This is a genomic window from Streptomyces sp. NPDC001914 (assembly GCF_042891215.1).
Classification (GTDB): Bacteria; Actinomycetota; Actinomycetes; order Streptomycetales; family Streptomycetaceae; genus Streptomyces.
In genome coordinates this window covers 402,909-420,179 of sequence record NZ_JBIASW010000004.1, presented here as the reverse complement: position 1 = coordinate 420,179, position 17,271 = coordinate 402,909, and the positions used below count along the sequence as shown (strand labels likewise).

Genomic DNA, 17,271 nt, shown 5'->3' with positions numbered 1-17,271 from the left:
TGCGCCTCAGTACACGTCCCGCACGTACCTCTTCTCGGCCGTGAGCTGCTTGACGTACGCGGCGGCGCCGTCCGGGGCGAGGCCGCCGTGGGTGACCGCGATGTCCCGCAGGGCCTGGTCGACGTCCTTGGCCATGCGGGAGGCGTCGCCGCACACGTAGAAGTGCGCCCCGTCGCGGAGCCAGGACCACAGCTGGGGACCGTGCTCGCGCATCCGGTCCTGGACGTAGACCTTGGCCCGCTGGTCGCGGGAGAAGGCCGTGTCCAGGCGGGCGAGCGTGCCGTCGGCGAGGAACGCGTCCAGCTCGTCCTCGTAGTAGAAGTCGGTGGCCCGGTGCTGCTCGCCGAAGAACAGCCAGTTGGGCGCGCGGTGGCCGAGCGCGCGCCGCTCGTGCAGGAAGCCCATGAAGGGCGCGATGCCGGTGCCGGGACCCACCATCACCATGGGGGTGTCGGGGTCGGCGGGAGGCCGGAACCTCGGGGAGGACCGGACGAAGACCGGCACCGGTGTGCCGGGGGCGGCGTCGGCGAGGAACGGCGAGCAGACGCCCTGGCGCGGCCGCCCGCCCGGGTTCTCGTAGCGGACGACGGAGACCGTGAGCGAGACGAGGCGGGGGTCGGTCAGCGGGCTGGAGGAGATGGAGTACAGCCGGGGCTGGAGCGGCTTCAGGACCTCGGCCCACTCCTGGGCGTCGGCCCGCACGGAGTGTTCGGTGATGAGGTCGACCGCCTGGCGGCCCCAGGACCACTGGGCCAGTTCGGCCTTGTTGTCGGGGCGCAGCAGCTTTTTCAGGACCCGGTCGTGGGTGCGCTCGGCGACGAAGCGCAGCAGCGCGGGAGTGATCCGGGTGATGTCGAGATGCCGGCGCAGGGCGTCGTGGAAGGGAACCTCCCCGATGTCGTCCAGGCGTACCGTGCCGTCCTGCGCGAGTCCGGTGGTGGCCAGCCATTCCGTCACGAGGCCGGGGGAGTTGACGGGGCGCACGCCGAGTGCGTCGCCGGCCTGGTAGGTGAGCGGGGTCTCGCTGTCGCGGGTGTCGAAGGTGAAGCGCCGGACCTCCTTGCCCGCGCCGGGCCGGCTGAGGAGCTGGTTGCCGGTCAGCCGGGCCGTGACGGGGCCGGGCTTCGCCGCCGGGGCGGCGGACGGCGGTGCCGGGGGAGCGGCCGGCTCCGGCGTGACGGTCTCCGTGCCGTCGGTCAGGGAGGCGAGGACCTGGTCGAGCCAGGCCGTGGCCGGGGGCCCGTAGTCGGGTTCGCAGTCCGTGCGCGGGGCGAGGCGTACGGCACCCAGTTCGTCGAGTCGCTGGTCGAGGCGGCGGCCGTGCCCGCAGAAGTCGTCGTAGGAGGAGTCGCCGAACGCGAGGACGGCGTAGCGCAGGCCGTCCAGGCGGGGTGTGTCGGGTGCGGCCAGCGCGTCCCAGAACCCGGAGCCGTTGTCGGGCGCGTCACCGTCCCCGAAGGTGCTGGTGATCAGCAGGACGTCGGCGCCGGCGGGCAGTTCCCCCGGGTGGGCGTCGTCCATGCCGACCAGCGTGGCCTTGTGCCCGGTGGTGGTGAGCCGGTCGGCGGCGGCCGTGGCGAACTCCTCGGCGTTGCCGGTCTGCGAGGCCCACAGGACGACGACCTCCCGGACGGGGCCGGAGGGAGCCGGGGCCGGGGCCGGGGGCGGCGTCCGCGGGGCCGCCCGTGAGTACATGCCGGCGAGCACTCCGTTCACCCACAGGGCGTGCTCGGGGCTGAAGGGCGCGCCCGGAGGCAGCACCGGCACGCCGGGGGCACCCGATGCGAGACCGGCGAGGAAGCCGATCAGGTACTGCCGCTCGTGCTCGGCCAGAACCGGTGGCGGGGAGGGCGCGAGCCCGAAGACTCCGGCGGGACCGGCGGGCGGGACGGAGCCGGACAGGGCGGCCACCGCCTCGGCCGGGCGCGGGTCGCCCCCGGCCCCGGGCACCGCCGCGGCCGTGGTTGTCGTCGGCGCCGTAGCCGTAGCCGTAGCCGGGGCCGTGTGCGGCGCCGTCAGGGACACCGGAGTCGCCACCTTGGCCAGCGACACCGCGCACACCTTGAACTCCGGCTGGAAGGACAGCGGGTCCACGGCGTCGCTGGTGACCGCGTTGACACTCAGGTATTCACCGAACAGGTCGTTCCAGTGGAAGGGCGCGAAGCAGCAGCCCGCCCGGACCCGGTCGGTCACGACCGCGGGCAGCACCGCCCGGCCGCGCCGCGACGCGACCTCCACCGAGTCGCCGTCGGTGACTCCGAGCGCGGCGGCGTCCTCGGGATGCAGTTCCACGAAGGGCCCGGGGTTGAGCTTGTTGAGCTTCGCGACCCTGCCCGTCTTGGTGAGGGTGTGCCACTGGTGCTGCACCCTGCCCGTGTTCAGGACGTACGGGTAGTCGTCGTCCGGCATCTCGGCGGGAGGCAGATGCGGGCGGGCGTGGAACACCGCGCGGCCGCTCGCCGTCGGGAAGACCGGACCGCCGCCGTGCCCGTCCACGTAGCGGATCGGGTTGCGGTCCGGGCCGTCCTCCCGCGCGGCGGGCCACTGCACCGGGGTGGACCGCAGCCGCTCGTAGCTGACACCCCGCAGGTCGTAGCCTGTCTTCGGGTTGTGGGCGCGCTTGATCTCCTCGAAGACCTCTTCCGCGCTGTGATAGCTGAAACCCCGCTCGTAGCCCATCGCGCGGGCGACGGCGGCGATGATCCTCCAGTCCGCCATCGCCTCCCCGGCAGGCTCCGTCACGGGCCGGGCCAGGGTCACATTGCGTTCGCTGTTGACGAGGACGCCCTCGGTCTCGGTCCACAGCGCTCCCGGCAGGACGACATCGGCGTACGCGTTGGTCTCCGTCTCGGCGAACACGTCCTGGGCGACGACGAACTCCGCCCGCTCCAGGCCCTCGATGACGGTCCTGCGGTTGGCCACGGAGGCGACCGGGTTCGTGCAGATGATCCAGCAGGCCTTGATGTCCCCGTCCGCCATCCGCCGGAACATGTCGACGGTGCCCTGGCCGGACCCGTCCTCACGGAGGGTGCCGGGGGCCAGCTCCCACAGCTCCTCGACGAAGGCCCGGTCCTCCGCGACCAGGACCGACCGCTGGCCGGGCAGTCCCGGACCCATGTACCCCATCTCCCGGCCGCCCATGGCGTTGGGCTGACCGGTCAGTGAGAAGGGGCCGCTGCCGGGCCGGCAGATCGCGCCCGTCGCCAGGTGCAGGTTCACCAGCGCGTTGGTGTTCCACGTGCCGTGCGTGGACTGGTTGAGGCCCATGGTCCAGCAGCTCGTCCACTCCCCGGCCTCGCCGATGAGCCGGGCCGCCTCGCGGATGTCGTCCTCCGGCAGGCCCGTGATCGCGGCGACCGTGGCGGGCGGGTAGTCGGCCAGGAACTCCGGCATCGCCTCCCAGCCCTCGGTGTGCGCGGCGATGAACGCGGGGTCGGTATGCCCGTTCTCGTACAGCAGGTGCAGCAGGCCGTTGAGGAGCGCCAGGTCCGTCCCGGGCCGCACCGGCAGGAACAGGTGCGCCTTGTCCGCGGTCGCGGTGCGCCGGGGGTCGACGACGATCAGCTTGGCGCCGCCCGACTTGACCCGCTCCATCATCCGCAGGAACAGGATCGGATGGCAGTCGGCCATGTTGGAGCCGATCACGAGGAAGACGTCGGCGTGCTCGAAGTCCTGGTACGAGCCGGGCGGGCCGTCCGCGCCCAGCGACAGCTTGTAGCCGGTGCCGGCGCTGGCCATGCACAGCCGGGAGTTCGACTCGATCTGGTTGGTCCCGACGAACCCCTTGGCCAGCTTGTTCGCCAGGTACTGGGCCTCCAGGCTCATCTGCCCGGACACGTAGAACGCGAAGGCGTCCGGGCCGTGCTCGTCGATCACCGCGCGGAGCCGGCGGGCCGTCTCGGCGATCGCCGCGTCCACCGGCGCGGGCTCGGCCTCCGCTCCCCGTTCGGCCCGCACGAGGGCCCGGGTCAGCCGTCCGGGGGCGGCGAGCAGGTCGGCCGTGGTCGCGCCCTTGGTGCACAGCCGCCCGAAGTTGGCGGGGTGCGCCTTGTCGCCGGACGCCTTCAGGACCGTACGCCGTCCGTCGGGGCCCGTCGTGACGTCGAGGACCATTCCGCAGCCGACACCGCAGTACGAGCAGACCGTCCGCACCTGCTGGGTGGTCGTGGTCACGAGCGGTCCTCCGTGTGATCGGCACCTTTCCCCACCGACGTTACGAAGGACCCATTACGCGGTTGTCACACCGCTCGATCACCGGCGGTTACACGCTCCACACACCGCCACCACGGGCCTTGTGAGGTGGGGCCCGCGGGGCGTGGCCTGCGGCGATGATTCCGTCCGGCAGCGCCCGTCCGACCGGCCGGCCGTACGGCGCGCGGGGACCGTCGTCCTGCCGCCGGCACGCGCGGCGGCGTGGCCGCGCGGGTGAGGTGTCGCCGGCGGCCGAGGACGATCAGGCCCCGGTCGCCGGCGGCCGAGGACGAACGGGCCCCCTCGTCTCAGTATCCGAAGCTCGACGTGGTGTACGCGCACTCCGTGTAGACGTAGCCCGGTGACAGCTTGGCGGTGTCCGAGGCGGGGGACTTGCCGGTGGCGCTACGGGACTTGTGCACGAAGTAGGTGGTGCCCACGGGCAGCCGGATGGTCCGCTGCGGGTAGTGCTTGCCGCTGTCGCTGCACGGCTTGAAACCGAGCCCCAGCGTGCTGCTCAGCGAGTACGACGTGCAGCTCCCGCAGGCCTTGAGGTTGAAGCTCCCGGTCACCGGCCCGGTGTACATGACCGTGATCTCGTCCGGGCTGTCGTTCTTGACCGTGACGGCGATGCTTCCGCCCGACGCGGTGGTCGGCAGGCGCTTGCCGGCCGCGGGCACGGTCTGCGCGACCTCCGCCGCGATGGCGATCTTCTGGGCGCGCGCCCGGTTCTTGTGGTGCGGGTTCTCCTTGACGAAGTCGTTCATGGTGGTGACGGCCTCGCTGAAGCTTCCGTCCTTGTACTGGTCCACACCGCAGGCGTAAGCACCCGAACGCGCGCTGCGCGAGGCCCGGTCGGCGTCCTTGCCGAGGGAGTCGGCCAGACCGGCCTCCTCTCCGGGCAGTCCCCGGACCTGGGTGGCGAGCCCGTCGAGGTGCTGCACGGCGGCACAGGGGTCGTCGCCGCCCACGGACTTGACCGCCTTGTCGACCGCGCCCTTCACGGCGGGCTCGACCTTCCCGGCCTGCGCGGAATCGGGGAAGGCCGACAGCAGCTCGCCGAACTGCGCGGTCCAGCCCGCCTCCCCGCCGCTCAGGGACGCCGCCGCGCACTCGTAGAGCGAGGTGGCCAGCCGGTCGTCGGGCCAGCGGGTGAGACTTCCCAGTGCCTTCTTGTCCATGCTGTTCGGCACCGTGCGGAGGTACTTCAAGGGCTGTACGGCGGCGCAGTAGTCCTCGCGCGCGAAGGGGGCGCCGACGGTGGTGTAGTAGGTCTTGAGCCGGTCGGGCACACGCCGGGCCGCCCGGGAGTCCGGGTGGTCCTCGCGCAGCGCGCCGTAGGCCGCCAGGGCGCGGCGGTAACCGGCCTCGCCGCTCGCGAAGTCCGACTTCCCGGACCGCTCGACGAGCTCGTCGGCCCGGTCGAGCCGGTCGAGGAGCATCTGCTCCGTCGCCTCGTCGCGCGCCCCGTCGTACAGGACGACGCCCGTGGCGGGCACGGCCAGCAGGACGACGCCGAGCACGGCCGCGATCAGGGCGCTCGGCAGCAGCGCCAGCCGGCTTCGCAGGCCCACGGACGCGCCGTGCGCGGCGGCCAGTGCCAGGAAGACCAGATAGAGCACGACCGCGGTACCGGGCACTCCGTCGGGGTCCGCGGGCAGGGCCACGATCAGCAGGATCCCGGTCGCGACCCAGCAGAGGGCCATGAGCACCCAGCGGCGCACGACGGCGTAACCGAGCCCCAGCCCGCTGAGGTTCAGCAACGCCACCGCGAGCGCACGCCAAGGGTGGGCGGGAGCGGGCGGTGGCGCGGTCGGCATCGGCGGCACGACAAAGCCGTCACGAGCACCTTGATGATCCCAGGACATGACGGTTCCCCCCGTCGATCACGCCTGAACTTACCTGACTTGTCAGCGTACGGACAGTCAGCGACCGGCGACAGGGCCCGCGTCGAGCCTCCGCGCCCCACCGGTCACACTCGCCGACAGACGCCTCCCGCGTCGGCCGTCTGGCGCTCACCGGGCCGGCGCCGCCGACCGCGGTCCCGGGGCCGGGTCTCCTCACCGTGTTCTCTGTCACGTGGGACCGAACCGGCGGATGCTCCTTTTCGGCGCCGACCTGACGGGTGGTTCGTGACCCTGGGCCATGGGCCGGCTGCGTTGCGACGTCGCCGGACGGCCCCGGCCGCGCGCGGAGATCGGGCCGCGGTGGGGCGTGTGTGGCTGCAGTGCCGCTCCACCTGACGGCCCTCGCTCTCTGGTGAGAGGCGCTTTCGCCGTGTAACGTCGCCGGCAGATGTCGTGGTTCGCAGTACCTGCCCGCGCCGTGGTGCGGGCGTTTTGCTGTGCAGTGCCCGAGGACCAGGACGACTACCTCCGGGTTCGCGCGGTGCGAACCCGTCAACGAATGAGAGGCACTGGCATGGCCAGCGGAACTGTCAAGTGGTTCAACGCCGAAAAGGGCTTCGGCTTCATCGCGCAGGACGGCGGCGGCCCCGACGTCTTCGCCCACTACTCCAACATCAACGCCACTGGCTTCCGTGAGCTCCAGGAAGGCCAGGCCGTGACGTTCGACATCACCCAGGGCCAGAAGGGCCCCCAGGCGGAGAACATCACCCCCGCCTGATCCCGCGTCACGCCGGCACGGCGTCTCGGTCGTCATCCACGATCGAGGCGCCGTGCGGACGGCTGACGACGAAGAACTCGCCGCCCCCTTTGGAGGGCGGCCGGGCCCGGGCCTCCCCGAGAGAGGCGGCCGGGCCGCGTACCGGCACAACCGCGGCAGCCTGCGACACGCCCGCGGGCGGGCGGGTCTCCGCCCTTTCCGGCGCCATCTGCGCCGATGCTCCGACGGCCCTCGTGTCGCCGTCCTCCCTCGTCAGCGCCCCACCACCTGACACAGGTCGTGCCGAGGCGCCGAGATCTCCCGGCCCGGCCGTCGACGACGGTCCCACCGATGCCCGTTCGTCGCGAGGATGATTTCCCCACGGGCGTGATGTCCCCGACGGCTTGACGGTGTGTCTGTCGTCCTGGATCCCCGCTTCATCAACGCTTCCCGCCTCCCGGATTCCTGTCCGCCAGGTCCCCGCCTCCCGCCACTCGGGTTCCCTTCCCCAGGCGTGCTGTTGAGGCCGTGACACGGCCCGGCCGGAGCGGAACGGCGTTACTCACTTTCGGGTGACGGCCCTGTGTGCTGCGCTGACGCGGAGGATGCCCGGCTATGGCCTAAAAGCAGCAGGAGTAAGGGAGTTGGCGATGACGAGCCATTACTCATCGGCTTTCGGCAGTTAAAGGGCTGATACAAGCATCTGTAACCGACATGTCCGTAATTCGTAACAGGTGCCGGGTGTCGCCCGTCCTGGGCCGTGATGTGCAGCAAGTTATGAGTCCTCGGCCACCGGGCCGGGACTCGCACAGGGTCGCACCGTGCGGGTTCCCCGAAAGGGGCGCCCGCACGGGGTGGGCCGGCTCTCGAACCTTAGGAGCTTTCATGTCCGTTTCCACGTCTGTCACTGCCCGCCGTATGGTGGCCGCCGCTCTGGCGGCCGGCGCTCTGGTCGGCTCGGCGTCCGTGTCGGCCTCGGCCGCCCCGCACGCCGACCGCTCGCACATCGCCATCAGCAGGGTGCAGAGCGACGCGCCGGGCTTTGACGACCGCTCCGCCCGTTCCCTGAACGCGGAGTGGGTGGAAATCACCAACTCCGGTCGCCGTGGCATCAACCTGGACGGCTGGACGCTGTCGGACCGTGACGGCAACCGCTACACCTTCAACCACTACCGTCTGGCCGGTCGTTCCACGGTCCGCGTCCACACCGGCTACGGCCGCGACACCAGCCGTGACCTGTACCAGGACCGCCGCAACGAGGTCTGGGACAACCGTTCCGACGCCGCCACGCTGCGCACCGAGCGCGGCCGCTTCGTCGACAGCGTCTCCTGGGGCCGGCACCACGACGACCGCTGGGGCCACGGCCGTGACGACCACCGCGGTCACGGGCGTGACGACCACCGTGGCCACGACGGTCGCTGAACAACCCCTGACGGCACGCCCGTTCAGGGCCGGATGATGGCGGATGACCGGCCGACGGCCGGACGCCGCCAGACCCCGTGATCACTCGGCTCGCCGGACGGCTTCGCTGAGGAGGACCCGCACCCCACAGTGCGGGTCCTCCGCGTGTCCGGGGTTTCCGGTGGTGTCTCAGGCGGTCTTCCAGGGGCCATTCCGGTGCCGTGCCGAGCGACCCGCAGGCGGGCCCGTCCTGGTGCCGCGCCGAACGGCGTTCAGACGGGGCCCATCCCGGTGCCGCCGAGCAGCAGGCCCACGTCCACCGTCGCCACGAGGACCGCCGTCGCGAACGCGAGCCGCTCCCGGCGCCGTCCCAGCACCGTCCCCGTCACCGCCACCAGGAGGGCCAGGGCCAGGGCCGTCACCTCGCGTCGGTCCGGCGGTCCCGCGGGTCCCAGAGCGAGCAGCGCCGACGCGATCACCAGCGGCACAGGAAGCAGCAGCCGGGCACGGTCCGGTCCGAGCCGTTGCGGCCACCCCCGTACCCCGGTCGCCAGGTCGCCGCGGATGTCCGGAAGCACATCGCCCAGATGCGCCCCGATGCCCAGCAGTGCCCCGGCGCCGAGAACCCACCAGGCCGGCCAGGGACGGCCGGGCAGGCCGAGGGTCACGAAGGCGGGCAGCGCGGCGAACCCCAGTGCGTACGGGGCCCAGGACCAGCCGGTGGCCTTGAGCCGCAGGTTGTACGTCCACGCCGCGCCGACCGCGGCCAGGTGCACGGCGCCCGCCCAGAGGCCGCAGAGGAGCGAGAGGGGTACGCACAGGGCGAGCGCCGCCCACGCGGCGGCCCACACCCGGCGCGCTCCGATCGCGCCCTCCACGACCGGCTTGCCCCGGCGGCCGGCCGCGATGTCCCGCCGGGCGTCGAACGCGTCGTTGCACCAGCCGACGGACAACTGCCCCGCGAGCACGGCGCTCCCCACCAGGACACAACCCCCGGGTCCGCGACCGCTGCTCACGGCCAGCGCCGCCGTCAGCGTGGTGACGGCCACGACGGCCCCGGGGTGGCACGCCCGGGCCAGACCGGCCACCGGGCCGCTCCCGCGCCCCGCGCTGTCACCGGCCGTCACGCGCTCGGGAGTACCCATCCGGCGATGGTAGGAGCCCGCGTCCTCGGGGCCCGGGCGCGCCACGGGACGAACGGCCGGACGGGCGATCCCTGGTGGTGGTGCGCCGGTCCGGGGAAGGCCTGTTGGGCAGCCCACCCCAGCCGGTTCGGACGGGAGCCCTATGACGCGGATCGCCGCTGTTCACGGAACCCTCGCGCCGCACCGCTACGACCAGTCCGAGATCACGGACATGGTGGCCCGGCGGTGTCTGCGCGACGGCGCCGACCGCCACGCGCTCGACCGGCTGCACCGCGCCGCGAAGGTCCGCGGCCGCCACATGACACTCCCGCTCGAGGAGTACGAGACGCTGGACGGATTCGGCGCCGCGAACGACGTGTTCATCCAGGCGGCGACGGACATGGGCGCCAGGGCGGTCCGGGAGGCACTGCGTCTGGCGGGTCTGTCGGCGGCCGACGTGGACCTCCTGGTGTTCACCTCCGTCACGGGCATCGCCGCGCCGTCCGTCGACGCCCGGGTGGCGGGCCGCCTCGGCATGCGGCCGGACGTCAGACGTCTGCCGATGTTCGGCCTGGGGTGCGCAGGCGGTGCCGCGGGCTTGTCCCGCATGCACGACTGTCTGCTGGGCCGGCCCGAGCAGGTGGCGGTGCTGCTGTCGGTGGAGCTGTGCTCGCTGACCTTCCAGCGCGACGACGCCTCCCTGGCCAACCTGGTGGCCACCGGTCTGTTCGGTGACGGCGCCGCCGCGGTCGTGGCCTGTGGATCCCGTCGGACCGGCGGGACCGCCGGCCCCACGATCGTGGACACGCGCAGCCGGCTGTATCCCGAGACCAGCCGCATCCTGGGCTGGGACGTCAGGGACTCTGGATTCCAGGTCGTTCTGGACCCGGAGATCCCCGACGTGCTGCGCCGTCATCTCGCGGACGACGTCCAGGGGTTCCTCGGCGAACACGGTCTGAAGACGAAGGACGTGAGCGCGTGGGTGTGCCACCCCGGCGGACCCCAGATCATCGAGGCCGTCGGCGAGGCGCTCGAACTTCCGGACAACGCACTGGATGTGACGTGGCGTCATCTGGCCGACGTGGGCAACCTCTCCTCGTCGTCCGTGCTGCACGTCCTGCGCGACACCCTGGCCGCCTGCCGCCCGCCCGCCGGCACCCCGGGGCTGCTGCTCGCGATGGGACCGGGCTTCGCCTGCGAGATGGTGCTGCTGCGCTGGTAGGCCGCCCGGCGCACGACATGGAACGGTGGGACAGGGACACATGGACTGGTACGCACTGCTGGTGGCCGCCGTCGCCGCCGAACGCGTCGGCGAACTCGTCGTCGCCCGTCGCAACGAGCGCCGGAGCAGAGCGCGCGGCGCGATCGAGGCGGGCCGGGGCCACTACCCGGCGATGGTCGCCCTGCACACCGCCCTGCTGCTCGGCTGCCCGGCCGAGGTGTGGCTGGCCGACCGGCCCTTCGTCCCGGCACTCGGCTGGTCCATGCTGGCCGTGCTCGCGGGCGCCCAGGCGTTGCGCTGGTGGTGCATCGCCACGCTGGGGTTCCGGTGGAACACCCGGGTGATCGTCGTGCCCGGTCTGCCACTGGTGGCCCGTGGCCCCTACCGGGTGCTGCGGCATCCGAACTACGTGGCGGTCGTCGCGGAGGGAGTGGCCCTCCCGCTGGTGCACACCGCCTGGGTCACGGCCGTCGCCTTCACGCTGGCCAACGCCGCCGTGCTCACCGTACGCATCCGGTGCGAGAACCGGGCCCTGGCCGGTGTGGCTCCCTCGTTCGGGTCCGTTCCGGCGTGATCGACGTCCTGGTGGCCGGTGGCGGCCCGGCCGGACTGGCCGCCGCGATCCACAGCGCCCTGGCCGGCCTGGAGGCGGTGGTCGTCGAGCCGCGGACCGCGCCCGTGGACAAGGCGTGCGGAGAAGGTGTCATGCCGCGCGGCGTGGTCGGGCTGCGGGCGCTGGGCGTCGAACCGGCGGGCAAGGAACTGCGCGGGATCCGGTACGTGGACGGCGCCGCTCGCGCCGAGGCGTCCTTCCGCGGTTCCGGCGGCCTGGGCATCCGGCGTACCGAGCTGCACCGCGCGCTGCACGAGCGCGCACTCGGTCTCGGCGTCCGGATCGTGCCGGGCAGGGTGGGGGAGGTGCGCCAGAACGCGGACTCGGTCGGCGCCGCGGGTCTCACGGCCCGCTGGCTGATCGCCGCCGACGGACTGCACTCCGCCGTCCGCCGCGGCCTCGGGCTGGAACTGCCCGGCGGCGCGCACCGGCGCTACGGGCTGCGCCGGCACTACCGCGTCGAGCCCTGGACCGACTTCGTCGAGGTCCACTGGTCCGGCCGGGGCGAGGCCTACGTGACCCCGGTCGCCGACGACCTGGTCGGCGTCGCGGTCCTCAGCCGGGTCCGGCGTGGATACGACGAGCACCTGGGTGACTTCCCGGCCCTCACCGCGTCGCTGCGCGGGGCCGGAGCCGAGGCCACGGACGTACGGGGCGCCGGGCCGCTGCTCCAACGGGTACGCCGCAGGGTGGCCGGACGCGTCCTGCTGGTCGGTGACGCGGCCGGCTACGTCGACGCGCTCACCGGAGAGGGGATCGCCCTCGGCCTCGCGACGGCCGGTGCCGCCGTCCGCTGCATCGCCGCGGGGCGGGCAGGGGAGTACGAGCGGGCGTGGGCCATGCTGACCCGGCGGCACCGGCTGCTGACCGGCGCCCTGCTGGCCGCGAGCCGCCGCCCCGGTACCGCCCGTCTGGTCGTCCCCACGGCGTCCCGGCTCCCCCTGGTCTTCACCGCCGCCGTCCGCGCGCTGCAGTAGCGCCGGGACGTCCCGCGATCACCTGCATCATCACGGGCGAGAGGGGTACTTGCGCCAGACGTCAAACCCACACCCTCGCGCCCCGGGAGCGCCGCCAGGACCCCGAGTACCCCCGTCGTGCCTCAGCGGATAGGAGAGTGACCTGTGGTCACCGTGTCCCTCACCGGAACGTCCAGGGAGGATGCCGTCACCGTCTTCGACGTGCTGCGCACGGCGTTCCCCACCGACCCGCCCTTCGACGACGTGCCCGAGGATCCACCGGGATCCCGTCCCGAGGTCTGGACCGCGGACATCGCGCTCGCCGACGACCGCATACCGACCGGCCCGGCCCCGCTGGAAGGCCCGGTCAGCGCGACGCTGCAGGGCGGCTGTCTGGCCGTGGACCTTCTGCGCGAGGCCCTGCGCGGCGCGTTCGCCGTGCAGGAGCGGGGCACCGCGTCGGGAGACCGGGAGAAGGAGGTCGACCTGAGTCTCGGGGCCCTGGACGGCCGGGTTCGGGGTACCCGGTTCACGAGCGACGGCCGGAGCACGCCGCGGTGCCCCCGGCCCGGGTCGCGGACGGACAGGAGGTGATCACCGTGTCGGATGTACGGGCGCGGGCCGACGTGCCGGCCGAGCGGACAGGCGGGAACGGATCGGAACCGGTGGGTGAGCTGGTCCAGCGGGCCTCGCAGCAGCTCACCGAACTGGTGCGGGGAGAACTCCGGCTGGCTCAGGCGGAGATGAAGGAGAAGGGCAGGCGCTACGGGAGGAGCGGCGGTCTGTTCGGCGGCGCTGGAGTGGTCGGCTTCCTGACCCTTCAGGCGCTCGTCGCCACCGCGATCGCCGGGCTGGCCGTACCGCTTCCGGTATGGGCGGCGGCGCTGATCGTCACCGCCGTGCTGGCCGTCGTCGCCGCGGCCATGGCGCTGACGGGCAAGAAGCAGGCCGACCCGGCGGCACCGCCCAAGCCGGAGCAGGCGATCGAGAACGTGAAGGCCGACGTCGCCGAGATCAAGAGGAGTGCCCACCGATGAGCGAACAGTCCGACGGCAAGCAGACGGGCACGACACCCGCGGAGGTGCGTGAACAGGTCGAGCGGACCCGCGCCGAGCTGGGAGAGACGGTCCAGGCGCTGGCCGACAAGGCCGACGTCAAGGCCCGTGCGAAGGACAAGGGCGCGGAGGTCAAGGAGAGGACCGTGGAGGCGGCAGGGCAGGCCAGGGAGAAGACGGCCGAGGTCGCAGGGCAGGCCGCGGCCAGGGCGGGCGAGCTGAAGGCGAGGGCGGCCAAGGCCGCGCACACGGTCCAGGACAAGGTGCCCGACCCGGTCAGGGACCGGGCGGCCCACGCCGCGGACCAGGCGCGGGACACGGCCGCGCGGGCCGGCGCCGTATGGCAGGAGAAGGCACCCGAACCGCTGCGGGAGCGGTCGGCCCAGGGAGCGCGGCTGGCACGCGAGCACCGGACGCTGATCCTGGCCGCCGCGGGCGCCGTCGTCGTCGTATGGCTGACCGTCCGCCACCGGAAGGGGTGAACGGCCCACCACGCGGGACACCGTGCGGCGTGAGGCGCGGTGCTCCCGTCCGCCGACGAGTCCCCGGGCCCTCACGGCGCGGGGACTCGCGCTTTCCAGCGCCCGGCCCCACGGCACGGACGGACCCCGTTCGACCGGTCCGGCACCGGGGCCCGGGCAGACGAGCGAAGAGGAGAGGGACCGCCCATGCAGGGTGACGTACAGGAGAGCGGGCGGGACGAGACTCCCGAGGAGCGGGCCGACCGGAAGTGGGTCGATCTGCTCCAGGAGATCCGTGTGGCGCAGACCGGCGTGCAGATCCTGTTCGGGTTCCTGCTGACCGTGGTGTTCCAGCCGTCCTACCGGCGGTTGTCGGACGCGGACCAGGCGCTGTACATGGTGACGATCGTCCTCGGCGCCACGGCCGTGGGCGCACTGGTCGCCCCGGTGGCGTTCCACCGGATCGTGACGGGCCGCTTCATCAAGCCGGAGGCCGTCGCGTGGGCGTCCAGGCTGACCCTGCTCGGCCTGCTGCTCCTGCTGCTCACCATGACCGCAGCCCTTCTGCTGGTGCTGCGCACGGCCACGCACGACGACGGGTACGTGCCCTGGATCGTCGCGGGCGTGGCGGGGCTGTACATCCTGTGGTGGCTCGTCATCCCCACGGTTCTGCGGATGCGTCTCGGGCGCCACGGGCCCGGGAGCTCCGACGGGGACGAGCGCGAGGCGGACTGAAGCCGGCTCCCGGCACAAGCCCCGGGTGGGACGGCCTCCTCGGCCGTCCCACCCGGCGGCCGCCGGGTCGCGCGCTGTCCGATCGCCCGCCGTGCGGAGCCGCGCGGGGCGTCTCGTCGTCAGCGGTTGCGGATGGCGCTGGTGGTGAAGAACCCGGTGGCGGCGGCGGCGACAAGAGCACAGACAGAAAACAGCATGGTTCGACGCACGGGACGTCCTCTCTGACGGAGCGTGAGTTGGCACCCTGCACAACGCCGGTCATGCCGTCGGGGGCTCGCCGCCGCCCCATACGCCACCCGCATGGACGCGAACCCGGGTCGTCCCGTGCGGATCACCGGGGGCGCGGCACGTCCGCCGGCCCCCGTACTCTTCGGCGATCCGCCGTCGCCCGTGCCGTTCAGCGAACGCGGGCCACCGCCGTGTAGATGCCGCTGTCCTCCGGCGCGGGCGCCGGGACCGCGGCCGACTGGACCCACTGCGTCGCCGTCACCAGGCCCGGCGAGACGAGGTCGAGGCCCTCGAAGAAGCGCTCCACCTCGGCCCGGGTACGGAAGCCGAGCTGGATGCCGCCCTTCGCGTACTCGGCCGTGACCTGCGCGGAGAGCTCGGGGAACACGTCGGAGGAGGCGTGCGACAACACCAGGTAACTGCCCGACGGCAGCGTGTCGACCAGGTTGCGCACGATGGAGTGGGCGTCCTGCTCGTCGGGGATGAAGTGCATCAGCGCGATCAGCGACAGCGCGATCGGACGGCTGAAGTCCAGGACGTGGCGGGCGTGTTGGACGATGTCCTCGGGCCGCCGCACATCGGCCTGGATGTAGTCGGTGACGCCCTCGGGCCGGCTGACGAGAAGCGCCTCGGCGTGACGCAGCACGATCGGGTCGTTGTCGGTGTAGACGACCTTCGCCGACGGCGTGATGTTCTGGACGATCTGGTGCAGGTTCGGCTGGGTGGGAATGCCGGTGCCGATGTCCAGGAACTGGTCGACACCCTGCTCGGCGAGCCAGGCGGACGCCCGCTGCATGAACTCGCGGTTCTGCCGGGCCGCGTCCCTCGCCTCGGGCGGCAGCTTCTCTCCCACGGCCTCGTCGACCGGGTAGTTGTCCTTGCCGCCCAGCAGCCAGTCGTAGACCCGCGCCGGATGCGCCTTGCTGGTGTCGAGCGGCGGAAACGACTGTCGGTCGATCGTCATGCTAGCTCCCATCGCACCACGCGAACGCGGGCAGGCCAAGTGTTCGATCATCCTACTCGGACCGGCCATGTCATCGGCACGGTACGGGAGTTGAGCGGGGGATGAGGGGGCCGCGAGGGTCCGGTCCGGCCGGCGCGGTGTGGCCGGCCGGGCCGGGCTCCGGTTGCGGGGCTCCGCTAGCGCCCGCACGCTGGCTGGAGGGGTGACCCGCGCCAGGGGATGGTCGTCGTGAGCGGAGCCGCAGGCCGGACGACGAGGCTGTTCTCGCGCCGGGACCGCGCCGTCATCGCCGCCGCCTCGATCGCGATGCTGCTGGTGGAGCTGGACTGGTTCGCGCTGAACCTGATGCTGCCCGTGATCGCCCGCGACTTCGGGACACCCACCACGAATCTGCAGTGGCTGGTGAGCGGCTACATGCTGACGCTCGGGGCACTGATGATCGTCGGCGGGCGGGCGGCCGACCTCTACGGCCGCAGAAGGATCATCGTCATCGGGCTGACCGGCTTCGCCGTGATGTCGGTGGTGTGCAGCGCCGCGCAGAACGCGGCCTGGCTGACCGCCGGACGCGTGGTCCAGGGGATGGCGGCGGCGCTGGTCCTGCCCATCGCGGTGGCGGTGGTGACGGCGCACTTCCGTGACGGCCGTCAGGGCCGGGCCGTCGGGACCGTTCTCGCGTTCAGCGCCGTCGGCACCGCGCTCGGACCCTTCGTCGGCGGTTCCTTCGCCGAGCTCGTGAGCTGGCGCGCGGTCTTCCTGCTGAATGTGCCGTTCTGCGCGCTGGCGGTGCTGCTGATGCTGCGCTATGTGACGGAGTCGCGGGACGAGGGAGCCGCGCGGGGGATGGACCTGCCGGGAGCCGTCACGCTGGCCGGCGGTCTGACGGCCGCCATGCTCGGCGTCGACCAGGGATCGCGCTGGGGCTGGGGCTCGGCGGTCACTCTGGTGTGCTTCGCCGCGGGCGCGGTGCTGCTGACCCTGTTCGTGACGGTGGAGCGGCGGACCGCCGAACCGCTGATCGACCTGTCCCTGCTGCGCAATCGGCCCTTCGTGACCGTGACGGCGGCCGGGACGGTGTCGAACATCGTGTACTGCCTCGTCGCGGTGCTGGCGGCGCTGTACCTCCAGCAGGCACGGGGACTGTCACCGCTGGAGTCGGGCGTCGTCTTCCTGGCACTGTCCGCGGGAGTCGGCGCGGCGAGCTACTGGTCCGGGCACCTGGCACGCCGGTGGCGGGCCGAGGTGCTGATGGCGGTGGGGCTGCTGCTGAGCGGGGTGGCGCTCGCCGCGCTGACCTGGGCGCGTCCGCTCGCGCTCTACGCAGCCGTGTTCGTGGTGGTCGGCGCGGGTGTCGGACTCGGCTGGGCGCTCACCAACGTGGCGACCCAGTCGTACGTGTCCGCCGGACGCCTGGCGGCCGCTTCGGGAGTGGTGCTCACCTCGCTGGTGCTGTGGGGCGCGGTGGCCGTGACGGTCGCCGCGACCGTACTGGAGGAGGTCAGCGGATCCGCCGGCGGCGCCGCTTCCGACGGCTCGGCCATCGACGGCGTGCTGCGTGTGGTCGCCCTGCTCTCGGTGGCCGGTGCCCTGGTGCTGGTCCCGCTCGTCCGCTCCGGCACCGGGACACCCGGTGAAGAGCCCACCGCGGCGCGGGAGGGCGTGGACGCGGCCCCGCGAACGCGCTAGTGCGTGCCGGGCGTCGCCGGGTGGGCGAGTCCGC

General features: G+C 72.7%; 14 protein-coding genes. 10 read left to right on the top strand and 4 right to left on the bottom strand.

All coding sequences use genetic code 11. The features are described from left to right. Positions 1 to 6: 6 nt before the first annotated feature. Together ACFYYF_RS14435 and ACFYYF_RS14430 are read right to left on the bottom strand one after the other, a co-directional pair. Positions 7 to 4,113, bottom strand: a complete 4,107-nt coding sequence (locus ACFYYF_RS14435; protein ID WP_388775727.1) for a molybdopterin-dependent oxidoreductase — start codon at positions 4,111 to 4,113, stop codon at positions 7 to 9. A gap of 386 nt (positions 4,114 to 4,499) precedes the next feature. Then, the gene (locus ACFYYF_RS14430) at positions 4,500 to 6,011 is read right to left on the bottom strand and encodes a hypothetical protein (RefSeq protein ID WP_388775251.1); all 1,512 of its coding nucleotides are present in this window, start codon (positions 6,009 to 6,011) and stop codon (positions 4,500 to 4,502) included. A gap of 601 nt (positions 6,012 to 6,612) precedes the next feature. On the opposite strand from ACFYYF_RS14430, the gene ACFYYF_RS14425 reads away from it, so the two are divergent. After that, positions 6,613 to 6,816, top strand: coding sequence for a cold-shock protein (locus tag ACFYYF_RS14425; protein WP_037622929.1), 204 nt, complete (start codon positions 6,613 to 6,615; stop codon positions 6,814 to 6,816). Between the two features lie 864 nt (positions 6,817 to 7,680). Next, positions 7,681 to 8,217 (top strand): lamin tail domain-containing protein, encoded by a 537-nt coding sequence (locus ACFYYF_RS14420; protein ID WP_361680151.1) that lies wholly within the window; start codon positions 7,681 to 7,683, stop codon positions 8,215 to 8,217. Positions 8,218 to 8,468: 251 nt separating this feature from the next. Here ACFYYF_RS14420 and ACFYYF_RS14415 read toward each other — a convergent pair whose 3' ends face one another. Then, entirely contained in the window at positions 8,469 to 9,341 is an 873-nt protein-coding gene (locus ACFYYF_RS14415; protein WP_388775249.1) for a UbiA family prenyltransferase, read from the bottom strand. Positions 9,342 to 9,483: 142 nt separating this feature from the next. Here ACFYYF_RS14415 and ACFYYF_RS14410 point away from each other — a divergent pair, with 142 nt between their 5' ends. The 7 genes from ACFYYF_RS14410 (at position 9,484) to ACFYYF_RS14380 (ending at position 14,362) form a co-directional block, all read left to right on the top strand. Further along, a complete protein-coding gene (locus ACFYYF_RS14410) occupies positions 9,484 to 10,542 on the top strand; it encodes a type III polyketide synthase (protein ID WP_388775246.1) in 1,059 nt (352 codons plus the stop codon). A 40-nt stretch (positions 10,543 to 10,582) separates the two neighbouring features. Continuing rightward, positions 10,583 to 11,116 carry an isoprenylcysteine carboxylmethyltransferase family protein gene (locus tag ACFYYF_RS14405; protein WP_361680142.1) on the top strand — a complete coding sequence of 178 codons (534 nt, stop codon included), beginning with the start codon at positions 10,583 to 10,585 and terminating at the stop codon, positions 11,114 to 11,116. Further along, positions 11,113 to 12,132, top strand: coding sequence for an NAD(P)/FAD-dependent oxidoreductase (locus ACFYYF_RS14400; protein ID WP_388775243.1), 1,020 nt, complete (start codon positions 11,113 to 11,115; stop codon positions 12,130 to 12,132). Before ACFYYF_RS14405 ends, ACFYYF_RS14400 begins: the two co-directional genes overlap by 4 nt. A 144-nt stretch (positions 12,133 to 12,276) precedes the next feature. Next, entirely contained in the window at positions 12,277 to 12,705 is a 429-nt protein-coding gene (locus tag ACFYYF_RS14395) for a hypothetical protein (RefSeq protein WP_388775240.1), read from the top strand. Between the two features lie 71 nt (positions 12,706 to 12,776). Further along, complete coding sequence (locus ACFYYF_RS14390; protein WP_388775725.1) at positions 12,777 to 13,148, top strand: phage holin family protein; 372 nt, start codon at positions 12,777 to 12,779, stop codon at positions 13,146 to 13,148. After that, the gene (locus ACFYYF_RS14385; protein ID WP_388775238.1) at positions 13,145 to 13,648 is read left to right on the top strand and encodes a DUF3618 domain-containing protein; all 504 of its coding nucleotides are present in this window, start codon (positions 13,145 to 13,147) and stop codon (positions 13,646 to 13,648) included. Before ACFYYF_RS14390 ends, ACFYYF_RS14385 begins: the two co-directional genes overlap by 4 nt. A 186-nt stretch (positions 13,649 to 13,834) precedes the next feature. After that, positions 13,835 to 14,362 carry a DUF6328 family protein gene (locus ACFYYF_RS14380; protein WP_388775236.1) on the top strand — a complete coding sequence of 176 codons (528 nt, stop codon included), beginning with the start codon at positions 13,835 to 13,837 and terminating at the stop codon, positions 14,360 to 14,362. A 397-nt stretch (positions 14,363 to 14,759) separates the two neighbouring features. On the opposite strand, the gene ACFYYF_RS14375 is transcribed toward ACFYYF_RS14380, so the two are convergent. Further along, a complete protein-coding gene (locus ACFYYF_RS14375; protein ID WP_388775233.1) occupies positions 14,760 to 15,554 on the bottom strand; it encodes an SAM-dependent methyltransferase in 795 nt (264 codons plus the stop codon). A gap of 228 nt (positions 15,555 to 15,782) precedes the next feature. On the opposite strand from ACFYYF_RS14375, the gene ACFYYF_RS14370 reads away from it, so the two are divergent. Further along, positions 15,783 to 17,237, top strand: a complete 1,455-nt coding sequence (locus tag ACFYYF_RS14370) for an MFS transporter (protein ID WP_388775231.1) — start codon at positions 15,783 to 15,785, stop codon at positions 17,235 to 17,237. The last annotated feature ends 34 nt before the right edge of the window (positions 17,238 to 17,271 follow it).

What these genes read in the sequence shown, in the direction of transcription:
- ACFYYF_RS14435 (WP_388775727.1), bottom strand. Translation starts at nt 4,113, where the DNA reads ATGGTCCTCGACGTCACGACGGGCCCCGACGGACGGCGTACGGTCCTG.
- ACFYYF_RS14430 (WP_388775251.1), bottom strand. Translation starts at nt 6,011, where the DNA reads ATGCCGACCGCGCCACCGCCCGCTCCCGCCCACCCTTGGCGTGCGCTC.
- ACFYYF_RS14425 (WP_037622929.1), top strand. Translation starts at nt 6,613, where the DNA reads ATGGCCAGCGGAACTGTCAAGTGGTTCAACGCCGAAAAGGGCTTCGGC.
- ACFYYF_RS14420 (WP_361680151.1), top strand. Translation starts at nt 7,681, where the DNA reads ATGTCCGTTTCCACGTCTGTCACTGCCCGCCGTATGGTGGCCGCCGCT.
- ACFYYF_RS14415 (WP_388775249.1), bottom strand. Translation starts at nt 9,341, where the DNA reads ATGGGTACTCCCGAGCGCGTGACGGCCGGTGACAGCGCGGGGCGCGGG.
- ACFYYF_RS14410 (WP_388775246.1), top strand. Translation starts at nt 9,484, where the DNA reads ATGACGCGGATCGCCGCTGTTCACGGAACCCTCGCGCCGCACCGCTAC.
- ACFYYF_RS14405 (WP_361680142.1), top strand. Translation starts at nt 10,583, where the DNA reads ATGGACTGGTACGCACTGCTGGTGGCCGCCGTCGCCGCCGAACGCGTC.
- ACFYYF_RS14385 (WP_388775238.1), top strand. Translation starts at nt 13,145, where the DNA reads ATGAGCGAACAGTCCGACGGCAAGCAGACGGGCACGACACCCGCGGAG.
- ACFYYF_RS14380 (WP_388775236.1), top strand. Translation starts at nt 13,835, where the DNA reads ATGCAGGGTGACGTACAGGAGAGCGGGCGGGACGAGACTCCCGAGGAG.
- ACFYYF_RS14375 (WP_388775233.1), bottom strand. Translation starts at nt 15,554, where the DNA reads ATGACGATCGACCGACAGTCGTTTCCGCCGCTCGACACCAGCAAGGCG.